Raw genomic sequence first — 17,913 nt, 5'->3', positions numbered from 1 at the left:
ATGGCCGCCACCAAGGAAAAGACCACGTTTGCCGATCTGGAGCCGCTGATCTGTGACGCCGACAACATGCTCGACGTTCTTGTGAACCTGTTGGATCAGGCCGGCTTCACCCGCACCGATGGGGTTATCACGGAACGTGATCAGGAGTTGATCTTCTTCGCTGTCAACGTCGCAGTCGAGATGACCGGGAAGGTGAGGAAGGCCTATTACGAAGCGCTCGAACGAACGGCCTTCTGATCAATTGCCCTTCGGACACTAGATGCCCGCTGCCTCACGGTGGCGGGCTATTCTTTTCTCGGCTTGTGCCCATCATTGGCGAATCACATTTCAGGCGAGGATCGCGAAATGGTTCAGTTCTGCGTGGATATTGCCTCTGAATCACCGTGTCGGGTTTGCGAGACGGCTGTGCCTCTTCAAAGCGGCGAATGTCCAGAGTGCTCGACGCCCACTTATCGCCTCACGTTCACGGAATTCTTTGGGGAAATGGAAGCCATGCACATTACTGATGCGCGTCATGGTGGGCTTGTGGTCGGTCGACATGGAACAAACGACGATATTCCGATGTACGTTCATGTTGGGGGAGGCATCTTTGAATTGGGTGGCTTGATGCACGGTGGTGAGTTCATCGTTTCCCAACAGGCCACTGCAAAGCACAAAGAGGCCATCGAGAAAATCAATGCTGAGAATGGTGACGCGGGAGAGATGCCCCTCCGCTACTCCAGCAGGACATCAGTCATCAACACGAACCTAATGCCACCAGGCGGCGGCCTTTGGATCAACCATGGCCAGTTTATTGTTAATTGGTTTGCCACCGCGAAGCACCTTGAAACGCTCGAACAGCTCAACGCAGATGGCAACCCCGACAGCTTCCTGTCGATCGGCCTGCCCTCCCCAACTTGAACGCGGGCGCCTGTTTCATCGTTTGCAGGCGTTAGGCACCAAGTTAGGCACCAAATAAGGCGACATGAAAAAGTATTGCATTATCAAGTCGATAGCCGAAAATCTGGCGGAGGGAGTGGGATTCGAACCCACGGTGAACTTGCGCCCACGCCGGTTTTCAAGACCGGTGCCTTAAACCGCTCGGCCATCCCTCCAAGGCTTGATTTCGTTAGCTTTTCTGGCTTTCAAGCTGCGTCTAAAGTGGCTGCTGCTACCGAATTGCTACCGAATGGCCTTTTGTGCCTTGGCCTTTACCGCGCGCTGGATCACAGCGTCAACCTGTTCTGCTGCGTCGGCCTGCATTCCTGGCATGACATGCGAATACAGGTCCAACGTGATGCCGATTGACGAATGGCCGAGACGTTCGCTCGCAATCTTGGGGTGCACGCCGGCAGCCAAGAGCTGTGAAGCGTGGGTATGCCGAAGATCATGGAAGCGAATGCGGGGCAACGCGGTATTGCTGATGATCCTGACCCACTCATGGGTCAACGATCGGGGCTGAATAGGTTGGCCGTCCGGCTGGGCAACCACAAACGAATGGTCATTGAGGCGAATACCAAGCCTTAACTGTTCCTCAGCCTGCCGGGCTCGACAAGCCCGCAATTCGTCAACGACGGTCGCCGAAATCGCCACCGTGCGGGCGCGGCCGGACTTTGGTTCCTTGTAGCGCACCCCGTCTTTCGTCTGCTCGGCGCTCTGCACCACGGCGATGCTTTTGCCGTCGAGATCGACATTGCCCCAGCGCAGCGCAATCGCTTCGCCGCGCCGAAGTCCGCACATGACGGCGAGCAGCACAGGAACATAGATCCTGGTTCGCTTTAACGCTTCGAGCAGATCGCCAGTCTGCTCGGCGTCGTAGGCCAGCATTGTCTTGCGCTCGACCTTTGGCGGCGTCGTCGCCGAGGCCGGGTTCTTCGCCAGCCTATCCCACGTCACAGCCTGCCCCAGCGCCTTGATGAGCACCCGGCGCATGTGGTGGACCGTCCGGGGCGAAAGACCGCCCTTCCCGTCCCTGCGGCCTTCTGTGAGCGCTTTCGTGAAGGCGCCGTCAATCCTGTCAGTCTTCAGCTTAGCGAGCGTCACGTCGCCTAGGAGCGGCGCAACACCCTTCTGCAGTATCTCGGCGTATCGCTCATGTGTCTTCGGCGCGACTGATGGCTTGATGAAGATCAGCCATTCATCCAAGAACTCGGCGATGGTTTGTTTTGTCGGCTCGACGTAGTTGCCGCTCTTCAACTCTGTGATGAGCCGGGCGCATTCCTCTTCCGCCTTCCGCTTCGACGTGGTTTCGAACGTGTGCCACTTGCGCCGCCGCTTGCCGGCCGCATCGTAGATGTCGAGAACAATGACCCACTTGCCGGGCGAGCGCTCTTTGACGTGGCCTTTCATTGGTCGTCGCTCCCCAGCACAACGCGGACTTTACCTGCCGCGATCGCGTTGTTGAGAAGGCGGCTTTTCATATCCTCTACATAGATCGCGATGTGATCGAGATCGGCTCCAGGCTGACGCACAAGGTCTTTGATAAGCGAGTCGATGACCTCGAAAGTCGCTGCCGTACGGCATTCGGGATCGTTCATCCAATCTTTGTCAGTCCAATTCTGATGACCCCGAACGGCGGCGTGGTAGGCACCTTCCTTGTGGAAAGTGCTGGCCATGAAGACGCCCCAGAACTTCATCTCCGAACTGGAAAACATCCCGTCGTCTGCAAACGAACGCTCCAGCCTGAACTCGGCTTCTTGGCTCTGAGATCGGCCGCTTGCCGCCGCTGAAGCTTCGAGGCGATCCTTCAGGGATGGCGTCACCCGCAGCCCAAGTGACGCGCGTTCGCCCGCCTCAACGGGCTTAGTTGGGCGTCCCCGTTTCGGTTTGTCAGAGTTCATGACTGCTACTCCCTTCCTGTGCCTAATTTCTATACGGGCACAGAAAACATTTGTAAAGGACGCAAAGGGCGTTTATTTTCTGCGCAGGTACAGAAAAGGAGAATGCCCCTCATGAAAGACAGCCAAGAACTGACCCGTGCCACTCTTACAGTCGTGGAGGCGGCCCGTCGTCTCGGGATCGGACGCAACCAAGCTTTACGAAGCCGCGCGCCGTGGCGAGATACCGTCAATCAAGATTGGGAAGCGGCTTCTAATCCCTCGCGCGCAGTTGGAGCGCATGCTGTCGGGCGCGGCAGCATGAGCATCGACCTCCAACCCGACGAAGCCATCACCGCCGCCGCAAGGTGGCTGGCGAGCGATCCTGATCCCACTGGCAAGGCACTGGTGCCGACGCTCAAGGTCCGCTTTGGCCTGGACACGATGTCGGCAATTGAAGCCATCCGGCAAGCCACCCTCCTCCGCAGACAGGGAGGCGCAAATGTCTCTCTCTGACAACGAAAAAGCCGGCCCGCTCGCGACGGGACCGGCCTTGAAAATAGAAGTAGTGGAACGCAAAGAGCTTAGACGGAAACCGCGCAAACCTCAAGCAAATGCAATTACGCCGCAGCAGCGCTGGAGGAATGAAAACCCTTGGGCGGTATGGAGTCACTCCGCCTACCGCTCAGCGCTCCGCCGGGGTCTCATCGAGCGGCAGCCGTGCGAAGTCTGCGGCACAACCGACAATGTGGACGGGCATCATCCGGACTACAGAAAACCTGCTGACGTGATCTGGGTTTGCAGGTTGCATCATCGCCGGGAGCACCTGCGGCTGAAGTGCGAGGCGGCATCATGAAAGCCGTCAACGACAACTTCTACATTCTGGTGGAGGCATCGCAACAACTCGTCGGCTGGTACACGGTCACTGTACCCGGCGGCGGCTACACTGAGATTGATTATCGCAGTGCCCATCTCGATCGGTACAGCGCTTGCTGTGCGGCGCTCGACCTTCGCAAAGAGGCATTTCCTCATGCGCGTATCATCGAGAGGGAAGAGCCATGAGCGCCCGCAGCTTCACCAAGGTATCGCCGGCAGTGTGGCGGTCCCGGCGGTTCATCGGTCTGGCCGAGGAAGCCAAGGTCGGTTTCCTCTACCTCTTGACCAACGCGCATGTCACCAGCGCCGGGGTGTATGAGCTTCCGCCAGGCTATGCCTGTGCGGATCTTGGCTGGCCGGCGGCAGCCTATGAGTGCGTGCTGGGGGAACTGGTCAACGCGGAACTCATCGACCGCGACGGCGACGTGATCCTTATTGAACGATGGTTTCGGCATAACCCGCCAACCAACGACGACCACGCCATCGGCACCAGGCGCCGGCTCCAGGCCATCGAGAGCGAGCGACTGCGAGAGAAGGCCGTGTCAGCCTTCGATGAGGTCAACGCGGCTCGCATAGAACGAGAGGTCCAGAAGGCAGCCGAGCGGGCAGAGAAAGCCAGAGGAACCGTCAAGTCGATCGCGGAAACCATTGGCAGCACGTCGAGGCTGATGAACACCCGGCTGATGCAAGGTGGCCGATGACACCCTGTAGACACCCTGTCGAGACCCTGTCGAGACCCTGTCCACACCGTCTGTAGGGGTAGATTTACACCCTGTGACAGGGTGTGCACACACCAAGACCAAGACCTTAGACCGAGACCTTAGACCGGAGGAAATCGCGACAGCCGAGACCGTCATCAACGCCGCAGGGCTTTGGAGGGAAGAGGCGCCTAAAGCCAACGGCAGCGCTCCTCCTCCAAAGCCTTCGCGCTACACCATCTGTCGGCAGAGAGAACGAGACGGCCTTATCGTTCTGAAGACGGTTCACGACGAAGCGCACATAACGGCGCTGCTGAAAGATTATCTCGATCCGAACATGGCCGACGACAAACACGCGATCGAGAAGGCACTAGAGCGCTGGCGAATCCGGCGCGCTGTCGAGTTGAACATCTGCGTGCCTGAAAACATCGAGCAGCACCGGGTCGCTATTGCCCATGACGCCGGCCGCATCGACCAGGATGAGCTTGCCGGCCGCTACCTGGTCACTGACCAAAAACGGCAAGTTCAACATCACGTCGCCTTGTGCCGACATTCCCGGAAAGACGAAGGCGCCGCTGTCGTAGGGCACTTACGGCACTCGCTGGAAGAAATGGTTGTGGCTTGAACTTTCGGCAGTGACGATCGCGGCGAACGTCGAAGCATCAATCCTGAACGTGAAAAAGTACGACTTCGATGCGGCCAGCGGCAAGGCAATTACCCGCCAGCCCTGGCACGATGTCGATGGCGAGATCCGGGAAGTGAAGGCGCGGATCAAGAAGCTCGATGCCGAGTACGCCGACGCTGAATACAAGCTCGACGATGCCAGATGGAACGCTACCTGGAAGGCGCTGGGGATCGCCCGTTCCAACCTGCAGAAACTCGAAACGAAGCGGGCCGAGATCATGGCCGGCGTCTACGTCGAGCCTGTCGCTGCCGTGGCGCCGTCACCTGTTCGCGAGCATGCAAAATGGGAAATAGATGAGGCCATCCTGAAGGGTGGCGCTCCAGAATATCCACAGGCGGCACGTCCAGGTGACCGCGACGTTTGGAACGAAGGCCAGGACCGTTTCCGCGAATTCTGGATACAGGCCTCGCACGACGCCTTGCGCAAGGCTGGCACAAACCCAGATGACAGGGTGAACCTCGAACTTGTGGCGACCCTGAGAGGGATCGAGGAGGCCCGATGGCTGTGGTTATCGCAGCGCTGCAAGGCGCTCGAAGAGAGGCTCTTCCAGGTCGAGAATAACGGCATCAAGGCCGGTGGCACCTATCAGCGCGCTCTCTCGTACAGTCGCGGCACCGTCGTCAGCTTCGGCGGTAGTGCCTGGGTTGCGCTCAAGGCCGCCGATGCCGGCATAGCGCCGACCGACGATCACGCGGTCTGGCAATTGTTGGTCAAACGAGGCGCAGACGGAAAGGACCGGACATGATCATCAACATCAACCTCGACGGACTGACACCTGACCAGATCGAGGCAAAGAACGCCGCTGCGCTCGATCGCGCCATTGATGCTCAACTTGAGCGCGACGAGTTGTTCCTGTTCGACCATGGCGACCCCACCGAACAAGAGGTTGCCGACTTCCTGGCAATGCGCCGCACCGTCCTGGCAGAGTGGAAGGCCGAATGCATGGCCGAGGTAACGCGCTGGCTCAGTGATGAGAATGCGCCGACAACCAACCTGCAGTAGGCGGGGGGCCATCGAGGTTTCAGGGCGTCAAACCTAGCGACCGGTCCCGCCCCTTTTCTTTCATGAAATTGAGCAATTCATTGGTGAGGCAAAAAATAAATGGCGAAAAACCTGAAACTAGTAGCCAGCAACCCGCCGAAGAGCCCGGCGCCACCTCGTCCCCTTGGCGAGCATGGGCGGGCTCTTTGGGCGAGTGTCCATAGCCAATATTCGATCGAAGACGCTGCCGGCGTCGAATTTTTGGTTACTGCCTGCCAGGCGCTCGACAGAGCCGAGGCGCTTAAGGCGCAAATCGATGCTGACGGCGCGGTCATCCGCACCAAGGCCGGGCTCAAGGATCATCCGGGTCTGAAGCACGAGACGGCAGCGAGATCGCTTTGCATTCGCACGCTCGCCCGTCTCGGGCTGGATCTTGAGCCCGTCCGTGGCGGGCCTGGCCGGCCTTCCGGCGGCGGCGGATGGGAAGGCTAGGCTATGGCAACGAAACGAACACCACTGCGGCGCCGACAAGTAGGCAGTGCGGCAGAGCTTGCCGCGTGGGCTGACGCGTTCACGTGCGAGTTCGATTTCTTCCATGACCTCGAGCCGTTTGGGCTGTTCACCGACGCGGGAAGTCAAAGCCGCCGCTCCCGCGGCTTGGAAGCGCCTAGGAGGCGCCTTCCTGGCCTCTTGGACGCCGACCGAGACGCGGGAAACGCCTTGGGCCTTGGACGAGTTTGGAGCGCCCTGAATGGCCACAAAGCGCACGCCACTTCGCCGCGACATCAAGCGCTGGATCACTCCCGCCGCGATCGACGCCTTCAAGGCCGCTGACTGGAAGGGCCTCCACAATGCTTTGCAGCTCAAGCCGTGGCAGCCGAACCCGCTCGAAGTCGACGGGCCATTGCCGCCCGTATGGGCCCGCAACGACGGCACGGCGTGGAGCCAAGCCTGGCCGGAAATCTGGGAAATCCGGCAAGCGCTAGAGGCGGCTTGCAAATGATGATCGCCGGCCACGCCATTTTCGAACTCTTCGAACTCTAGGAGGCAAAACGTGCTGCTTTTTTCAGGCCAGATGTTCGGCAACACCGGCAGTGGCGCCCTATCCATCTTTGGAACTCCGGTCACTTCAACCCAAGAGGACGTGCCCTATGCCGGGTTCACCGTCACGGCGACTGGCGGCACCGCGCCCTATACCTTTTCGGTCCATGCTGGAACGTTGCCGACTGGCATAACCCTGAACAGCTCAACCGGCCTTGTTTCGGGAACACCGACCACGATAGGAACCTCAACGGGCATTGTGATCAGGGTCACAGACAATGTTGGCGCGACTTCCGATCTCGCGCCGTTCAATCTCCAGGTCTACGGCGACCTGTATTTTTCGAACGTCGTTCTGCTCTGCGGCTTCGACGGCACGGACGGCTCCACGACGATGACGGATGAAAGCCTGTCCGGTCATTCGTTGAGCGTGTTCGGTAACGCGCAACTCGATACCGGCGTTGCGCCTCCATTCGGAACGTCATCGCTCTTGCTCGACGGGACGGGTGATTATCTGACTGTCGCTGACAGTGAGGATTTCAATTTCGGGACCGGCGACTTCACAATTGAATTGTTCGCCCGCACTGCTGCGACCTCGAACAGCAACTATATGCTCGTCCATGCAGGCTCGTCCGGCAACATCTCTTACACATGGCGGTGCAACGCGTCTAACCAGCAGGATAACGTCTGGTCGAGCAACGGATCTTCGACATTCAACCTGGTTGGTGCAAGCGGCGGTGTGCCTCTCACGACCTGGAAGCATCTGTGTTTTGAGCGATCAGGCTCCAAGCTTCGGCTCTATACCGGTGGTGTCATGGAGACGAGCTCGACCACGATCGGCGCGAATGCGCTTTTCAACTCATCCGCCGTCCTGGCCATTGGCATGAGATCCACATCAACGACCAATGGTTTCAATGGCCATCTGAAAGAGCTTCGCATTACCAAGGGCGTGGCGCGTTACAACAGCGACAGCGGCTTCACGGCGCCGACTGCGGCGTTCCCGCGCGGCTAGCCCGCGATCGCCATCCCGGGGCCGACGCCAAGGCGACATGGTACGTGACTTAATCCGGCACGATGTCGACGGCCTGGAGGCTCGCCAGCAACTTCTCTGTTGCGGCCTCGATCGCTCTTTTGTCGTCGTTCTTTTCATGCTGACGATTTTGGTCGTCGCGTTGACGGTCGGCGCGCCGTTCGTCTTGGAATAACCAAATGACCGATTCTCAGATAAAGCCTGAAATCCTGCAGCGAAGCATGCCGCAGGTCTTCCTCGCCGCGCAGGTGCTTCACACGGCCGATCAACGGGCTGACTCAACGATCCCTTGGCGCATCCGATTGATCAGTTCGTCGGATACTTTTGAGAACAGTGCAGCCAATGATGGAGCAAGACCTCACTGACCCGGTGAACCGGTCGACCACGTAGGCGCTCTCGCCTACCGCAAGCGCTTGATACCGCCCGCCATGTAGGAAGGAAGCGACGGCGAGTGCTGATGCGATGAGCGCTGCAGTGACGATAATCTTCATTTCCGCAATAAATTTCATTTCCGCAACCTTACAACAGCGCCTGTTACCGCCACCAGATCGCCAATGCCTATTCCCCGCGCCATTCCATGATTCTGGAGCGAGCGTGGGCTTAGTCAAGCGATAGCTAATATATGCGAACGGCGCGGGAACAAAAAATCGCGTAGCTTAGAGTCCATTGCGCTGCATAAACTTTGACGTCAGAAGTGCGACCGCTAGCGGCAACATAGAGGTGTACATCAAAGTTTCACTGCGCGTGGTGACACCCCAGACGAGCATGACCAAAAATAGGACGTAGCCAACGCTGGCAACTGTACGGCACAGGACTGTCACCCCTAGCCTGAGGCGGTCTGTGCCAACAGTCAGGTTCGGTGCCGTCAGGAGAACGATCATGACGATCGCGATAGCAGCGGCAAAAGCACCTATGACGTGGATATAAGAGAACGTCATCAACCCTTCCTGTAGTGGCGCGCTTGACGATTCCAGCGGATTAGAACACCTTAGGCGCGCCGGTCGGCAGTTCGTCGCTACCGACCGGCACTTTGCCACCGGAAGCCTTGCAGGGCCTGCAGTGACACACATCAGATTTAGCACTCCGTCACAGATTCGCTAGGCGTTTGCCCAGCTTCCTCAACATTTGGAGAGGAAGTCACACATGACCACGATCACACGTCGCGCCGCACTTGGCGCCATAGCCTCGCTGCCGGCCATAGGAGCCGCTACAGAGGCTTTTCCGTCAACCGGCTCTACCGCACCAGAAACCATCAACGACCCTCTTCTCGACGCCATCCGCGCCTATCGCGCCGGCATGGACGACTACAACGTCAACGCGCCAGACGACAGCGATGAGGCTGACGCTTATGCCGAAATCTCATATGCACCGTCGCTCGAGGTGCTGGCGGAATGGGAGCAGCCCGCAAAGACGTACAGGGGCGCCCTAGAAGCGCTAAGGCTCGTCGCCGAGGAGAATGTCGTCTCCCAGGCAAGCGACATCAACGGCCCGCTGCTTGCCGCTGCGCTGGCCTATTTCGAGGCACAGTCATGAACGCGCACATGCTGGGCGACGCCAAGGAGAAGATGACCATCGGCGATCTGGAACCCCTGATCTGTGATGCCGACAACATGGTCGACGTGCTTCAGGATTTGCTTGAAAACGCATTCGGCAAGGTTCCGGAAGGGAACTACATTCTCACCGAAACAGAAGGGTCTCGCCTGCTTTTTGTCGCAGGCTTGGCGATGCAGATGTCGATGAAGGTGAAGAAAGCCTATTACGAAGCCATCGAAGGAAAAGTGTCATGAGCGCGCCTTCCAACTCGCTCGACGACCTCCAGTCCGACATCGGCAATCTCGCTCACCTGCTTGCGGTCCTGTACGACCAGACGACAGAGCAGCAATTCGAACGCGCGGACGGCTCTCGCAACACCCACGCGGACGAGATACACGCGCTGGCGATGATCGCCCGCGACCTTGCGGAGCGCTTGAATGCATCGGCCGACGCCTGCCACCACAAGGTGATTGCCGATCGCAAAGCCGCCGGCTGATCGTACCGGGGTATTTTCAACCCCAGTAAGCCCGCTGCCTCACGGTGGCGGGCTTTTTCGTTTGTGGAACAACCCGCGAACACGCTGCTACCATTTTGCTACCGAACTCGGTAGCACGGCCAATGACGAGACGGGACCAAAGGCGCAAGAATGCCGCTTATCCCATTGATAATACGAGACAGAGCGGGACAGGACGGGATAAGGCAGTACGGGTGTAAGCGAATTTCAAGACCGGTGCCTTAAACCGCTCGGCCATCCCTCCGTGGTGATTTTTCAATCACTTAGGATTGTCGCGTTCGGTCAGTTTTGAGCAGTTGGCACCGGATTGGCACCGAAGCGTTCCCGACCGGTTCGCTGTTCATTCCTGTAGAGCGGCATCGAGGGCGGCGTCAACCACAGCTGCGGCGCCTTCCTGCTGACCAGGCAGCACATGCCAATAAATGCTTGGCAGGACCGTGGCGCGCCCCCAGCACCTACATCCCGGGAATCAACCACTTGCAGTTACAACTCACGACGGCAAAGAATGTGCGGATTTGTCGACGTTTGTATCATGCCGACTCAACCGAAGTCCTCTAGTCTGATGCGAGAGGTCTGAGCAATGGCGGCAGAGGTCCGATCTCCGACTTTCGTAAAGAGTTCGTACAAGCTTTATGCTGATATTACGGCGTGGTCGAACTCGGGAGGGGCGCAGTGGGCCCACCAAACAGTCTAGACAACTTGCGCTTCCGCCAGCGGACGCCGGCGGAGGCCCGCCGGTGTGCGCAATAGCGATGTCGTGGGGGCGCCACTATGTTCATTGACTACTACGAAGTTCTGGAAATCAGCCCGAACGCGAATTCGGAAACGATAGAACGGATATTTCGTCATTTTGCTATGCGTTACCATCCCGATAATCAAAACACCGGCGATGAAGCACGCTTCAGCGAAATCGTGGAGGCCCATAATACGCTCAGAGATCCGGTCAAGCGCGCGCAGTATGACATTCAGTATAAAGACCATTTGAACCTTCGGCGCGAGTTGACCGAGGAAGCCGGCAACACCAAAGGGATCGAACGGGACGTCGTCATTCAGGCCAAAGTGCTCTCGCTTCTTTATGTCAAACGCCGACAAGACGTGAACAATCCCGGCATTGGCGATACAGAACTCGAACGCTTGTCAGGCTGTCCGCGTGAACACCTGGAGTTTCATCTCTGGTATCTAAAGGCAAAAGGCTGGATCGCAAGGATCGAAAACGGGATGTTCGCGATCACCGTAGACGGCATCGATCGCGCCAATTCAGAACATCGTCGTGACACCACCACCAGACTACTGGACCATACAAGCTGACGCGGAAGGCCCGTCGCCGCCTTCCTCCTTGGGTCGTCACCAACTGGTATGCGCCTTCAGTTTGAACGACCGGCCTTCGCCATACGAACAGGTCAGCGTCGTCTGGCAGCTGGCAACATAGGTCTTGTCGAACAGATTGGTGATGTTGAGATCGACGCCCCAGTTCTCCCTTTCATAGCCAAGCTTCAGGTCGGCCAGCGTGACAGCCGGCACCTTCGCAGTGTTCTCATTGTCGGCCCATGAGGAGCCGAGATGGCGCACGCCGCCGCCGATCGAGATGCCGTCATACCAGCCGCCGCGGAAAGTGTAGTCGACCGAGGCCGAGGCCATCACTTCTGGTACGATAAAAGGCGTCTTGCCGATCAGCGACGCATCCTCGTCCTTGGTGATGTCGATGTCGTAGGCGGTGAAAGCGCCCGTTGCCCGGAAATCCTCGGTGATGTTCACCTTGCCTTCCAGTTCCACGCCGCGCGAGCGCACCTCGCCGGTTTGCAACTGCGTGAACAGGGTAACATTCGAAGGCACATTCTGACGGGTCAGGTCGAATACCGACAGGGTGAACAGCCCGTCGATGAAGGTCGGCACGTATTTGATACCGGCCTCGTACTGCACGCCCTCTTCCGGCTTGAACAGATCGCCGTTGGCGTCGGTTCCTATGATCGGGTTGAAGAAGGTGGCGATGCTGGCATAGGGGGTGATGCCATTGGCGAACTCATAGGCGAGGCCGGCGCGGCCGGAGAAATCGCCAACGGTGCTGTTCTGCGTGCTGGAGCTCGCCGAGTAATATGTCGGGCTATTGTCGGCTTCGAGCCAGCCGCGATCATAGCGGCCGTTCAGCGTCACCAGCCAGCCGTCGCCGAAGCGCAACTGGTCCTGGGCATAGAAGCCGAGCTGCTTCTGCGTCAGATCCTGGTTGAGATAGCTGACCCGCTCTGTAAGCGGCGCACCATAGACGGGGTCGAAGGCGTCGATCGGCGGGGTCGTTCCGAAGAGGGCCGACGACTGCACCTGGTCGATGTTGTAGTATTTGTAGTCGATGCCGGCCAGCAGCGTGTGCTCGAGCGGGCCGGTCTCCACCTTTCCCTCGATCTGCAGGTCCGACAGGAACGTCATCGCGTCGGTGTCGTGCCCGAAGTTGATGCGGTTCAGCTGCGTCGACGTAGGGCTCACCCAGTCGTTGGGGTAGACGCTGACTTCATTGATGTCGGCGGCGGTGAAGCGGGCATTGGAGCGCACCGTCAAGTCATTGTCGAAAGTGTGCTCGAACTCGTAGCCGATCGAGCCCTGTTCGCGCCTGTAGAGATCGACGGTTGGTTCGGTGAAGTTGGCGTCGGGGTCGATGCGGCCGTAGTTCACGCCGTTGACGATCCGGTCCGTCACCGTGCCGATGTAAGGCAGGAAACTGCCGCCATTGTGGTTTTCATCGATGTGGCTGTAGTTGGCCAGGATGGTCAGCGTGGTTGCTTCGTCCGGTTTCCAGCTGATGCTTGGCGAAATGAAGCCGCGCCAGCCGTCCTGAAAGTCGCTGTAGGTATCGCCGCCGGCGACCTTGCCCGTCACCCGAAAGCTGACCGCGCCATTGTTGGCGACGTCGCCGATGTCGAAGCCGAGATAGACATTGCCGGCGTCGTTGACGCCAGTTTCGACATAGCGCTTGCGTTCGAAATCCGGCCGCTTGCTGACATAGTTGACCATGCCGCCCGGATTGCTGCCGCCATAGAGAACGGAGGCCGGTCCCTTCAGCACCTCGATGCGCTCCAATCCGAATGAGTCGACATAGAAACCGCCAAAACCGTAGCTGAACAGCTGCAGGCCATCCATGTAGGTGCCGGTGGCCGTCGCCTGGAAGCCGCGGATGAACATCCAATTGGTGTCGCTGTCAGGGCCAAAAGGCTGGGCGAACACGCCGGCGGTGTAGCGCAGTGCCTCGTCGGCCTTCTGCGCGCCCTGGTCGTCGATTTCCTGCCGGCCGATCACCGAGACCGATTGCGGGATGTCCTTGAGCTCGGTGGCCGCCTTGGAGCCGGTCGTTGTTTTCTTGGCGACGACGCCGTCGACCGGCCCGGTGGCGCTGTCGCCCGCCTCGCCCTCGACCAGCACCGGTTCTAGCTGGGTGCCGGTTTGCACGGTCTGCGCGAACGCGGCCATCGGCGAGATCATCGCGACAGCGGCGACGCTGCCAGCCAGAAGCGACTTCATCCGGTAAAATCTGCTCATAGGGAAAGTGCCCGCCCGTCGACATTGAGATACCTGATCGTTTATCTCAACTTATCTGCTGGTCATTGGACGGAGTTGAGCGGTTTGTCGGTTCTTGTCCAAACGGCTGACATCGCAGCGTCATGTTGCGGAAATGTCACTCACGGACGGCGCTCTTCATCCAGGCGCCCGGCGTCACGCCGACGACCGACTTGAACACCCGCGTCAGATGGGCCTGGTCGAAAAACCCAGTCGCCTCGGCAATATCACCGAGCGAGGCGGCATCATGCGCCATCATCGCCTGTGCCCTGCCGATCCGCGCCTGCATCTGCCAGCGATGCGGCGGCACGCCTGTCGCCGCCTTGAAGGCGTGGCTGGTTGCGGTTTCGGACAGGCCGGTCAGCGTGGCGAGGTCGGCGAGACGGATCCTGTCCAGGCAATGCGCGTCTATGTAATCGATGACGAGGCGCAGCTTGCGGCGGGACAATGGCGCCCGGCGCCGCGCGGCAACCGGCTGGTCTATCTGGAAAAGGCTCGCGAACAAGGCGTTGAGCAGGCCCTCGCCGTAGAGATCATGCAACTTCTGGCCAGCGTCGCATTCGGCGGCAATCAGGCCGGCAAGCGTGGCGATCCGGTCGTCGCGAAACTGGAAGCGTGACACATGCAGGGCCTCGCGATCGAGGCTGCGGCCGAAGCGGCGCGTCAGGGCTGCGGCCTCGAAGTGCAGGTCGAGATGCCTGATCCGGTGCAGTCCATCGACCCGGCCACGAATCGGCACCCCGGCCGGAATGTAGGCCATGGAAAAGGCCCGGTCGTGGCGGCGCGCTTCGCCCTTGACCCCTTCGACGAAGAAGGCGCCGTCGCCTTCGACATCGAGAGCGACAAACAGCCGGGGGTCGGGAGAGACATAGAAGCCCTCGGCCCGGTCAGCGCATGACACATCCCAGAGGTCGGCAACCGCGCCGTCCCAGACGTGGCATTTCAAACCGCCAATGACGGAAAATCCCTGAATGCGGCTTTCCATGCGCGGAACGAAGGACACGCTTTCCCCTATCTGATCGAGACTCTGGTTCAGTACATTTCTTGATGAAAATGGTCAAGTTTTGTCGCGGAGTGGGTCCGGTGGGGCAGCCTGTGGCGGCTACGGTGTGGCCGCAGCCGGCACCCGGCCCCCTTCCCGTGCGTCCGGCGAGGTTCATCTCGGACAGTCGAGCGGCGCAACACCGCAACGAGTTGTTGCCTGGATCGAGACAGGTTCGATCCGGCCACAAGCCACGCTTTGCTGAATGTCAAAAGGCGATCTTCAAGCCCAGCTTGCCGCTGATGGTTGAGCTGTCTTCGGACCACTTGCCGCGAATTTCACTGCTGAGCGTGGTTGCCTGCGTCATCTTGAGATTGAAGCCTGAGGACAAGGCCACGGAGAGGTCCGCATCGTCGAACTCGCTCTCCACGCCTTCAACGCTGGCCGTGTTCGAATAACCGAAGCGCTGCTGGATATCTGCCCGCGCATAGGGGCTGATCACCATGCCGTTCCCGAGTTGAAAATCGGCATAGATACCGGGATCGAATTTGACCGCCCCAAACGACAAGCGGCTCTTTCCGAAATCCGTGTCGGAGTCGTCCGTATAGGCATCACCGGTAAACGTGACGCCCAGCAATCCGCCGCGCAGGTCAAGGCGCACCCGATCGGTCAGGCTGAAGATACGGCCGACCGATCCGGTTACCGCATAGCCTTGCGTGTCGTAGCTTCCGGACGTGCCGGAGCGGTCGACGTCCGTGTTGCCGAGGAATGCCGATGCGGCCACGAGCACATAGCTTGTGCCGTGACGATAGAGGCCATAGCCGCCGAACATGCCGCTTCTGTTCGTGGCCTCACCGCCGTCGAAGAACCCGAAAGCATCGACGCCCACCTCGGCCGAGGCATAGCCGCCAAACAGACCGAGGTTGAGGCCGTGCTCGTTGTCGAAGCCGAAATGCTTCGCGGCATTGAAGTCCACGCTGACGGCAGCGGAGAATTCATCGACGTCGAAATGCGGTCCGTCGAACGTATCGATGCTGTTCGAAACCCTGAAACCGTCATGCTCGGTATGGGCAAGCTGGCCGGACGCGAAAACACCGAATGGCGCGGCCTGGCCCGGTGGGGCTATTTTGGCGGGACTGACATCCGCATCGACGATGTCGTCGACAATGTTGCCAAGCGCATCCAGGGAGGTGTCGACAATCGCGCTGTTGGCCGCGCCGCCAATATAGCAACTCGTGTCGAGAAAGGTCCCATCGTTGTCGAGGATGCAGGCGTTCGCGGTGGAGGGCATGAAAATGAAGCCCGTGCCGATCGAGAACGCGCTCGCCGTGCACAGGCGCAGAAGCCAATTCTCTGCTTTCATTGTCCCCTTCCTGGCTGCTTGCGATATCAGACTCGAATATCAGGGCATGCGGTTCGCCGATGAACTATGAAGTACGTCACTGACTGCTGCAGATGCGAGAGCAACAATTGCTCCTTTATTGGCAAGGAGCATACCATTTTATGTTCAGCGAGCATATGGAGTCGTGTGAAGCGCTGGCCCCGGCATGCTGAGATGGCAGGGCCGCCCTGTGGTTGCGCTCGACGGCATGTTCAGGACAATGCGCACGCGCAGGTCGAAAGTGAGCCTTGCCACGCAGCCTTCCTTCAGGATGGTTTCTCGTGTAAAAATTGCCGCTGTCTTCGGAGATACTGGTTTCGGCGCACGAAGAGGGACGGCGCCAGGCGGGTGGACACTTCGGTGACTCGAAGATTGTCGCATGCTGAAACGAGCTCGTGACATGACCTACGGTCCCTTCCTGCGCATTGTGGCAGTTCTGCTGGTTTCATTGTTCGGATCGATCGGAGCTCAGGCCGCGGTCGTGGAAGAGCTGTCGCCGCAGCCTGGCAAACGGCTGGCGATCGTCATCGGCAATTCCAACTATCAAAGCACGCACCTTCCCCATCTGGCGAATGCCGGCAACGACGCGACAAGGCTTTCGGAAAGCCTGAAAAGGCTGAACTTCGATGTGCTGACAGGAACGGATCTTTCGTCCGACGGATTTGCCAGGCTCTTTCGGGAAGCCGACGGCAAGCTTGCCGGCGCCAGTGCCGTGCTGATCTTCTACGCCGGCCACGGGGTACAGCTTCAGGGCGAAAACTATCTGCTGCCGGTCGATACCCCCGATGCTCAAAACCTTGCAGAGCTGACCGCTCGCGCAGTCAGGCTCAACGACGTGATTTCGAGGTTTGCCAGCCGGGAGCGGCAGACGTTCATTTTTCTCGATGCGTGCCGGAACAATCCCATGGGCAAAGGCGCGAGCGCCATGGATGGTCTCGCTCAGGTCGAGGTCGGCGAAAACACGTTTGTCGCCTTCGCGACGCAACCCGGCAACACGACGGTCGACGGGTCGGGCGACAACAGCCCCTTCACCACGGCTCTGCTGAAGAACATCGAGATTCCAGGGCTCAGCATTTCGGACATGATGATCCGGGTGCGCAACGCGACCGAAGCACTGACCGTTGGCCGCCAAGTGCCATGGGACCAGTCGAACCTGCGCGAGCAGTTCTATTTCACCGAGCAGCAAGAACTCGACCCGGCTCAGCTCAGCGCCAGCCTGTCGCGCATTCTGTCGGATCCGGTCGCCAAGGAAAAACTGCAGATCGAGCTTGCGTCCAGCGATCTGCAGACCGCGGTGATCATCGTCGGGCAGACATTGCGATCGGTCGAGATTTCGCCGCCCTCAGCCGCACCGGCCAAGCCTGTCGGCACGCAGATGGCCAGCCTCGAGGGCGCGCGGCAAAGCGTCGTCTCCGGCCTCGAAACGCTGATCGTCGGCAAGTCGGGCGAGCCAGACCAGGAGAAAGCAACCGATCTCGCACGCAGCATCCAGACGGAATTGCGTCGCCTCGGCTGCTACCGGACGACGATTGACGGTAGCTGGGGCAAGGGTTCCGTCCGCGCCGTCACCGACTACTACAGGAACACCAGGCAGACAGCATCGACGACCGAACCCACGGTCGAGCTTCTGAGCGACCTGTTCCTGCATTCCGGCAGGGTCTGCAAGGATCCCGTGCTTGTGAAGGCCAAGCCGGTGGGGGGTTCCACTGGTCTGGCTCCGGCGCGCGGCAAGGCGGTAACCAACCGCAAAGCCGGCAAAGCGTCGAAACCGCAAGCCTCGCGTCCCGCACCTCCTCCGCCCGACATCAGTGGCGGGATCGGTATAGGTGGCGTGTTCTAGAGAACCCAAGCCTGCCA

General features: G+C 59.4%; 24 protein-coding genes and 1 tRNA gene. 18 read left to right on the top strand and 7 right to left on the bottom strand.

What is annotated here, in order from left to right:
• Together AC04SI_RS19155 and AC04SI_RS19150 are read left to right on the top strand one after the other, a co-directional pair.
• On the top strand, positions 1-237 hold the full coding sequence (locus AC04SI_RS19155; protein ID WP_488474668.1) for a hypothetical protein: 237 nt from the start codon (positions 1-3) through the stop codon (positions 235-237).
• A 108-nt stretch (positions 238-345) separates the two neighbouring features.
• Positions 346-900 (top strand): hypothetical protein, encoded by a 555-nt coding sequence (locus AC04SI_RS19150; protein ID WP_488474667.1) that lies wholly within the window; start codon positions 346-348, stop codon positions 898-900.
• 104 nt (positions 901-1,004) lie between these two features.
• On the opposite strand, the gene AC04SI_RS19145 is transcribed toward AC04SI_RS19150, so the two are convergent.
• From AC04SI_RS19145 to AC04SI_RS19135, 3 genes are all read right to left on the bottom strand, one after another.
• A tRNA-Ser gene (locus tag AC04SI_RS19145) sits at positions 1,005-1,094 on the bottom strand.
• A gap of 67 nt (positions 1,095-1,161) precedes the next feature.
• On the bottom strand, positions 1,162-2,328 hold the full coding sequence (locus tag AC04SI_RS19140; RefSeq protein ID WP_488474666.1) for a site-specific integrase: 1,167 nt from the start codon (positions 2,326-2,328) through the stop codon (positions 1,162-1,164).
• Complete coding sequence (locus AC04SI_RS19135) at positions 2,325-2,819, bottom strand: TraY domain-containing protein (RefSeq protein WP_404276596.1); 495 nt, start codon at positions 2,817-2,819, stop codon at positions 2,325-2,327. Before AC04SI_RS19135 ends, AC04SI_RS19140 begins: the two co-directional genes overlap by 4 nt.
• A gap of 111 nt (positions 2,820-2,930) precedes the next feature.
• Here AC04SI_RS19135 and AC04SI_RS19130 point away from each other — a divergent pair, with 111 nt between their 5' ends.
• From AC04SI_RS19130 to AC04SI_RS19080, 11 genes are all read left to right on the top strand, one after another.
• Positions 2,931-3,311, top strand: a complete 381-nt coding sequence (locus AC04SI_RS19130) for a hypothetical protein (RefSeq protein WP_488474665.1) — start codon at positions 2,931-2,933, stop codon at positions 3,309-3,311.
• Positions 3,298-3,651 carry a hypothetical protein gene (locus tag AC04SI_RS19125; RefSeq protein WP_404276602.1) on the top strand — a complete coding sequence of 118 codons (354 nt, stop codon included), beginning with the start codon at positions 3,298-3,300 and terminating at the stop codon, positions 3,649-3,651. Before AC04SI_RS19130 ends, AC04SI_RS19125 begins: the two co-directional genes overlap by 14 nt.
• Positions 3,648-3,857, top strand: a complete 210-nt coding sequence (locus AC04SI_RS19120) for a hypothetical protein (protein WP_404276604.1) — start codon at positions 3,648-3,650, stop codon at positions 3,855-3,857. Before AC04SI_RS19125 ends, AC04SI_RS19120 begins: the two co-directional genes overlap by 4 nt.
• Positions 3,854-4,372, top strand: a complete 519-nt coding sequence (locus AC04SI_RS19115; RefSeq protein ID WP_488474664.1) for a hypothetical protein — start codon at positions 3,854-3,856, stop codon at positions 4,370-4,372. The genes AC04SI_RS19120 and AC04SI_RS19115 overlap by 4 nt, the downstream gene beginning before the upstream one ends.
• Before the next feature lie 73 nt (positions 4,373-4,445).
• Entirely contained in the window at positions 4,446-4,994 is a 549-nt protein-coding gene (locus tag AC04SI_RS19110; protein WP_488474663.1) for a hypothetical protein, read from the top strand.
• Complete coding sequence (locus tag AC04SI_RS19105) at positions 4,984-5,799, top strand: hypothetical protein (RefSeq protein WP_404276610.1); 816 nt, start codon at positions 4,984-4,986, stop codon at positions 5,797-5,799. Before AC04SI_RS19110 ends, AC04SI_RS19105 begins: the two co-directional genes overlap by 11 nt.
• The gene (locus AC04SI_RS19100; RefSeq protein ID WP_404276612.1) at positions 5,796-6,056 is read left to right on the top strand and encodes a hypothetical protein; all 261 of its coding nucleotides are present in this window, start codon (positions 5,796-5,798) and stop codon (positions 6,054-6,056) included. The genes AC04SI_RS19105 and AC04SI_RS19100 overlap by 4 nt, the downstream gene beginning before the upstream one ends.
• Positions 6,057-6,155: 99 nt before the next feature.
• Positions 6,156-6,527 carry a hypothetical protein gene (locus AC04SI_RS19095; protein ID WP_404276614.1) on the top strand — a complete coding sequence of 124 codons (372 nt, stop codon included), beginning with the start codon at positions 6,156-6,158 and terminating at the stop codon, positions 6,525-6,527.
• Between the two features lie 259 nt (positions 6,528-6,786).
• The gene (locus tag AC04SI_RS19090; RefSeq protein WP_404276616.1) at positions 6,787-7,038 is read left to right on the top strand and encodes a hypothetical protein; all 252 of its coding nucleotides are present in this window, start codon (positions 6,787-6,789) and stop codon (positions 7,036-7,038) included.
• 51 nt (positions 7,039-7,089) lie between these two features.
• Complete coding sequence (locus AC04SI_RS19085; protein WP_404276618.1) at positions 7,090-8,085, top strand: LamG-like jellyroll fold domain-containing protein; 996 nt, start codon at positions 7,090-7,092, stop codon at positions 8,083-8,085.
• 197 nt (positions 8,086-8,282) lie between these two features.
• Positions 8,283-8,468 carry a hypothetical protein gene (locus AC04SI_RS19080; protein WP_404276620.1) on the top strand — a complete coding sequence of 62 codons (186 nt, stop codon included), beginning with the start codon at positions 8,283-8,285 and terminating at the stop codon, positions 8,466-8,468.
• 291 nt (positions 8,469-8,759) lie between these two features.
• Here the strand turns inward: AC04SI_RS19080 and AC04SI_RS19075 are convergent, their stop codons facing one another.
• Positions 8,760-9,041: a hypothetical protein gene (locus AC04SI_RS19075; RefSeq protein ID WP_404276621.1), complete on the bottom strand. Its 282-nt coding sequence runs from the start codon at positions 9,039-9,041 to the stop codon at positions 8,760-8,762.
• A gap of 205 nt (positions 9,042-9,246) precedes the next feature.
• Here AC04SI_RS19075 and AC04SI_RS19070 point away from each other — a divergent pair, with 205 nt between their 5' ends.
• From AC04SI_RS19070 to AC04SI_RS19055, 4 genes are all read left to right on the top strand, one after another.
• Entirely contained in the window at positions 9,247-9,636 is a 390-nt protein-coding gene (locus tag AC04SI_RS19070; RefSeq protein ID WP_404276623.1) for a hypothetical protein, read from the top strand.
• On the top strand, positions 9,633-9,890 hold the full coding sequence (locus tag AC04SI_RS19065) for a hypothetical protein (protein ID WP_404276625.1): 258 nt from the start codon (positions 9,633-9,635) through the stop codon (positions 9,888-9,890). Before AC04SI_RS19070 ends, AC04SI_RS19065 begins: the two co-directional genes overlap by 4 nt.
• Positions 9,887-10,132, top strand: a complete 246-nt coding sequence (locus tag AC04SI_RS19060) for a hypothetical protein (RefSeq protein WP_404276627.1) — start codon at positions 9,887-9,889, stop codon at positions 10,130-10,132. The genes AC04SI_RS19065 and AC04SI_RS19060 overlap by 4 nt, the downstream gene beginning before the upstream one ends.
• Before the next feature lie 789 nt (positions 10,133-10,921).
• A complete protein-coding gene (locus AC04SI_RS19055) occupies positions 10,922-11,458 on the top strand; it encodes a DnaJ domain-containing protein (protein ID WP_404276629.1) in 537 nt (178 codons plus the stop codon).
• Between the two features lie 36 nt (positions 11,459-11,494).
• On the opposite strand, the gene AC04SI_RS19050 is transcribed toward AC04SI_RS19055, so the two are convergent.
• The 3 genes from AC04SI_RS19050 to AC04SI_RS19040 all read right to left on the bottom strand — a co-directional run bounded on the left by AC04SI_RS19050 (position 11,495) and on the right by AC04SI_RS19040 (position 16,038).
• Positions 11,495-13,675: a TonB-dependent siderophore receptor gene (locus AC04SI_RS19050; protein WP_488474662.1), complete on the bottom strand. Its 2,181-nt coding sequence runs from the start codon at positions 13,673-13,675 to the stop codon at positions 11,495-11,497.
• Positions 13,676-13,811: 136 nt separating this feature from the next.
• Complete coding sequence (locus tag AC04SI_RS19045) at positions 13,812-14,696, bottom strand: helix-turn-helix domain-containing protein (RefSeq protein WP_404276631.1); 885 nt, start codon at positions 14,694-14,696, stop codon at positions 13,812-13,814.
• Between the two features lie 247 nt (positions 14,697-14,943).
• A complete protein-coding gene (locus AC04SI_RS19040) occupies positions 14,944-16,038 on the bottom strand; it encodes an autotransporter outer membrane beta-barrel domain-containing protein (protein ID WP_192181134.1) in 1,095 nt (364 codons plus the stop codon).
• 418 nt (positions 16,039-16,456) lie between these two features.
• Here AC04SI_RS19040 and AC04SI_RS19035 point away from each other — a divergent pair, with 418 nt between their 5' ends.
• The gene (locus AC04SI_RS19035) at positions 16,457-17,896 is read left to right on the top strand and encodes a caspase family protein (RefSeq protein WP_488474661.1); all 1,440 of its coding nucleotides are present in this window, start codon (positions 16,457-16,459) and stop codon (positions 17,894-17,896) included.
• Positions 17,897-17,913 lie beyond the last annotated feature (17 nt).

The sequence above is a fragment of the Mesorhizobium sp. CNPSo 4689 genome (assembly GCF_057784325.1).
Note: the sequence above shows the minus strand (reverse complement) of the source record. Positions and strands in the feature narration are given on the sequence as shown.